Origin of the sequence: Archangium sp. (assembly GCF_036388035.1) — a bacterium.
GTDB lineage: Bacteria > Myxococcota > Myxococcia > Myxococcales > Myxococcaceae > Archangium.
On record NZ_DASVSO010000694.1, the window covers coordinates 1 to 4,568 of the forward strand.

Annotated in this window: 5 protein-coding genes; 2 read left to right on the top strand and 3 right to left on the bottom strand. The window is 69.9% G+C overall.

What is annotated here, in order from left to right; genetic code table 11:
* The first annotated feature begins 118 nt into the window (after positions 1-118).
* Entirely contained in the window at positions 119-1,417 is a 1,299-nt protein-coding gene (locus VF697_RS28440) for a pitrilysin family protein (RefSeq protein ID WP_331099875.1), read from the top strand.
* Positions 1,418-1,433: 16 nt separating this feature from the next.
* On the opposite strand, the gene VF697_RS28445 is transcribed toward VF697_RS28440, so the two are convergent.
* The 3 genes from VF697_RS28445 to VF697_RS28455 are packed head-to-tail and all read right to left on the bottom strand — an operon-like array spanning position 1,434 to position 2,994.
* Positions 1,434-1,868: a hypothetical protein gene (locus VF697_RS28445; RefSeq protein ID WP_331099876.1), complete on the bottom strand. Its 435-nt coding sequence runs from the start codon at positions 1,866-1,868 to the stop codon at positions 1,434-1,436.
* Entirely contained in the window at positions 1,865-2,422 is a 558-nt protein-coding gene (locus tag VF697_RS28450) for a hypothetical protein (RefSeq protein ID WP_331099877.1), read from the bottom strand. Before VF697_RS28450 ends, VF697_RS28445 begins: the two co-directional genes overlap by 4 nt.
* On the bottom strand, positions 2,419-2,994 hold the full coding sequence (locus VF697_RS28455) for a DUF4166 domain-containing protein (RefSeq protein ID WP_331099878.1): 576 nt from the start codon (positions 2,992-2,994) through the stop codon (positions 2,419-2,421). The genes VF697_RS28450 and VF697_RS28455 overlap by 4 nt, the downstream gene beginning before the upstream one ends.
* A gap of 142 nt (positions 2,995-3,136) precedes the next feature.
* Between VF697_RS28455 and VF697_RS28460 the strand changes: the two genes are divergently transcribed.
* A complete protein-coding gene (locus tag VF697_RS28460) occupies positions 3,137-4,435 on the top strand; it encodes an OmpA family protein (RefSeq protein WP_331099879.1) in 1,299 nt (432 codons plus the stop codon).
* Positions 4,436-4,568 lie beyond the last annotated feature (133 nt).

Here is a 4,568-nt window from a genome sequence, read left to right on the forward strand (position 1 = left end):
ACGAGTCCGCCATCCACATCCACTTCTTCATCCCTCCCCCGCCTCCCAAGAAGGTCCCCAAGGACAAGGACTCCGAGGACGAGGATTCAGCGGACGAGGATGACGAAAAGGATTCCAAGTGAGCACTCCCCTTCGCTCGCGTCACGCTTCCCTCGCCGTGCTGGCCCTGGTGCTCGTCTCCTCCACCGCCCTGGCCGATGGCGGGACGGTGACACCCCTTCCCACCGTGGAGGAGATGCCCGATGGCAGTGAGCTGGTGCTCGCCCTGCGTCCCGGGGCGCCCTCGGTCTCACTGCACTACGTGGTGCGTACGGGCGGGCAGAAGGATGCGCACGGCAAGGAGGGTCTGGCGCACCTGCTCGAGCACCTCATCTTCAGCGGCAGTCATGACGTGCGGGGCTCGGACTTCCGCAACGCGGTGAAGGCCGCGGGCGGCAGCTTCAATGGCTTTACCGGCGCCCACGCCACCACCTATGTCCTGCAAGCCCCGTCGGCGGCCTTCCTCCCGCTGGCGGAGCAACTGCTGCGCATCGTCACCAGCCCCACGCTCGACTCGCGGATGATGCAACGCGAGGTGGAGATCATCCGCACCGAGAGCACCTACTTCAGCAAAGGCCCCGGCTTCCGCGAGCACCTGGAGGACACGCTCTTCGAGGGGCCCGTCACTCGATCCCTCCTCGGCACCGCGCAGACGCGCAACGCCATCACCCGGGAGGATGTGGTGCGCTTCTATACGGAGCACTACGTCCCGGCCAACACCAGCCTCGTCTTCACCGGAGGCATAGGGCGCGCGGAAGTGCTCGGGCTGCTGGAGCGTGCGGTGCGACTGCCCCCGTCGCTGCCCGACGAGCACAGGTCGGTGGAGATCGTGCCGCCGCTGCTCCCCATCGAGCAGGCCACGCGCGCCCCCTTCATCCTCATCGCCTCCGGGTACGCGGTGGAGCCGAAGGACCGAGCGCAGTGCCCTCGGGTGGCGGCCGTGCTGGAGATGCGACTGACGCGCGAGCTGCACATCGAGGAGCCCATCACCCTGGGCCTCGAAGTGCAGTGCATGTCGCTGCGAGGAAACACCTTCCTGATGGTGCTGGCCTCCAGCTCGTCGATGGATGCGAGCAACCTGCCGGACCGGCTGCAGGAAGCCTTCGCGCTGCTGGCCAAGAAGCCCATGATGGCCGCGGAGGAGAAGCTGGTGGACCAGCGCCTCCAGCGATTGCTCGCGCAGCAGGTGGATGACGATTCGCGGCGTGGGACGGAGCTGGCGCGCCAGGTGGCCCAACCGCGCACCGAGCGGTTGACGCCCGTGGAGCTGCTGGCCCCACCCGCCCCCCTGTCCCGCAGGGCCGTGCAGGACTTCGCCCGCCGCACCTTCGTGCCCGAACGCCAGGTGGTGGTGAACTTCTCTCCCTTCGCCGGGTGAAGCACGGCCTCCTGTGTCAGTCCGCCTGGACGTCGCCGGGGGCCTCCCCGTGGGTGAAGGTGCGGCGGTAGGCGGGCCACGCGTCCCACAGGTAGAGGCTGAAGGGCACCCACCAGATGAAGTCGTTGGTGAGGCACAGCACCAGGGTCGCCACCGGCCACTCGCCCTGGAGGATGAGGCCCGCCAGCCCGATCGGCCCCAGCACCTTGCCCAGCAGCCCCACCGCCGCCAGCGCGAAGCCATGCTCCGGCCGCCGCGCTACCTCGGCATAGAGGAGGCCGTAGACGCCAATGACCATGCCCAGGCAGGCGAAGAGGGCCGGCTGGTTCAGCTCCGGCATGCCCGCGAAGCGGAAGAGCCACTGCGGGTCCACCGCCGCGTAGAGCCCCCAGAGGATGTTGTAGAGGGCCGCCAGGGAGAACACCCCTCGGTGCAGGGAGCGCCGTTTCATGGAACCCGGACCTCCTCGACCGGCCAGGGCCAACGGCCCCCAGGAAGCTGGAGCGCGGCATACAGGTCCCTCAGCCCCGAGCTGAAAACTCCCCCCGCCATGAGGCTCAGCACAAGGCGCAGGGGCTCGGGGACGAGCACGGGCGCCCACTCCAGGCCCGTGGGCAGCCGCCACCACACGAGCACCTCGGGCACGAGGTGGGCGAGCACCGCGCCATAGAGGATGGCCATCACCGCGTGCATGCACCGCTCCCCCGGGAAGACGCCCCCGAGCGGCTGGCGCACCCGATCCTCCACCACGAAGTCCGCGAGCGTGATGACGATCTCCGTCGCGACGACAAGTGCGAGCACGGCCGCCCAGGCGCCCCGCCACGCCACCCAGGGCAGGCTGCCGAAGAGGAGCGCGTAGAGGAAGTCGCGCGCGGCGTGCAGCAGCAGCTCGGGGCGGGTGCCCGGAACTCGCGCGGGCAGCCGTGCACGCCATTCGTGGTAGTAGAGCGTGTCGAACGCCCCCAGCGTGCCCTGGATCGCCAGCAGCCACAGCGCGGTACTCATGGGGATTCCTCCTCGGGAATGACGAGGCCCTCGTAGGACAGCAGCCCGCCCACCAGGGCCGAGCCGACGCGCACGTGCACGCGCATGCCCTCCGCGACCTCGAGGGCCTCCGCCTGGATGCGTGGCGCGAACGCACCGGGCAGCGGCAGGCGCCAGGGTCCGAGACAGAGCCTCGCGCCGATCTGCTCGTAGTGGAGACCCGACTCCTCCGCTCGCAGGCGGAAGACACACTCCACGGGGCCGAGCTGCTCCACCAGCAGGCCCCCGCGCGCGCACTGCACGGTGGCGAGCGCATGGGTCCCGAAGGTGCGCTCCCAGCACTGCCCGGCGCCCTCGCGGCGGACCACGAGTCGGGTGGGCACATCCTCGCCGGCCGCTGGGAAGCGGCACAGCCAGCCAAGCAGCGCGGACAGGACACCCCTGCCCCGGCGAATCGTGAAGCGTCCGGTGGCGCGCCCCTCCCCGTGCAGGCGGCGAAGGACAGGAGGCAGGCCTCCCCAGGCCGGGCCGAGCAGCTGCTCGTACAGAGCGGGTTCCCTCGCCCTCTCAATCGCCGTGTGGGTGTCCGCCACGTGAGCCTCCCGCCGGAGTGCCCCGGTCTCCCCACATCCTGCCTCCTTCACTGGCGGCTCGGAAAGTCTCCGGGCGGGCAGGCACAAAAGTGCAGATCACCGCCAATATGCGATGCTGTAGGCCCCCTCAGGTCTGGACCCCGTGGACTCCCCGCTGAAGCTCACCCTCCTCATGGCATTGCTGTGCGCCAACACCGCGCTCGCGGCGGAGCCGGCGTCCGCCGAGCAGGTGCGCGCGGAGCTCGACCGACAGCTCCAGGCGATGGTGGACAGCACGCCCCCGGAAGTGCAGCTCCACTTCATGGGGCTCGAAGACTCCTCCGCCTACAAGCTCGTCGAGGTCCACTTCACGCTCGATGGCGAGCCACTCCAGGTGCCCACCGAGGACGCGCTCAGCGCTCCCGGTCCGCACGTGCTGGCCTCGCGGCAGGTGGCGGAGGGACCGCACACACTCGTGTCCAACGTCGTCTACATGGACGCCTCGTGGAGCCTGTTCAGCCAGACGTCCGGCTTCCTGTGGAACATGACCTCCACGCTCAACTTCCAGGCCCAGCGCGGCCTCAAGGTGCACGTGAAGGCCCTGTCCGTCCTCGTGCCCAACGCGAAGGACCCGCGGTTGAAGGTCAAGCTGGTCCACGACGTGACGGCGGAGATGACCGCGAAGCTCGACGACGGCTCGATGCCCGAGCCGCTCTCGAAGCACTCCACCCCTCCCGACGCGGGAGTCGTCGTCGCCCAGAGCACGCCGCCACCGGAGCCGCCGAAGACGACCCCTCGGGTCCCAGAACCCCTGCCGCTCCCCGCCGCCCAACCGCAGAAGGCGCGGCTCCTGGTGCGCGCGACGGTGAAGCGCAAGCCCGTGGAGGCGACGCTCTCCCTGCGTGGAGCCACCGCGCCGCAGCGGATCGCCCTGAATCGGGGAGCCAAGGCACCCGCGCAGGTGGAGGTGGCTCCGGGCGACTACACGGTGGACCTCATCGCCGCCGGCTACCTCGCGCAGACGCGCCGCGTCCAGCTGTCCGGAGGCAACGCGACGTCGCTCGACTTCGCGCTGGTGCGCGCTCCGAAGAAGAAGCTCGTGAAGGAGAGCAACGACCGGCTCGAGTTGCAGCAGCCACTGCGCTTCCCCGAGGGCCAGGCGGCGCCGAAGCCAGCCTCCCTCGGCTTCATTCCCGAGCTCGTGGACATCCTCGTGCAGCGCCCCATCCAGCGCATCCGCATCGAGGCCCACACCGACAACAAGGAGGGCGAGGAGGGCACGCGCAAGCAGCTCTCCGAAGCGCGGGCCCGAGCGGTGGCGGAGCTGCTCGTACGGGCGGGACTCGAGCCGGCTCGCATCGAGACGGCGGGCTTTGGTGACACCCGGCCGAAGGCGCCCAACTTCACTCCCGGCGGCCGGGAGCTCAACCGGCGCGTGGAGTTCATCATCCTCGAGCGGTAGTCCTCCGCTCGGCAACCGAGGGCCGCCCCCAACCCGGGGAAGCCCACTCCAGCCTCAAGTCCGGGTGGGGGATTCCAGATCCGGAAAGAAGCGCGCGTGCATGCGCGCGCAGTAGCTCACCAGGTTCTGGCGC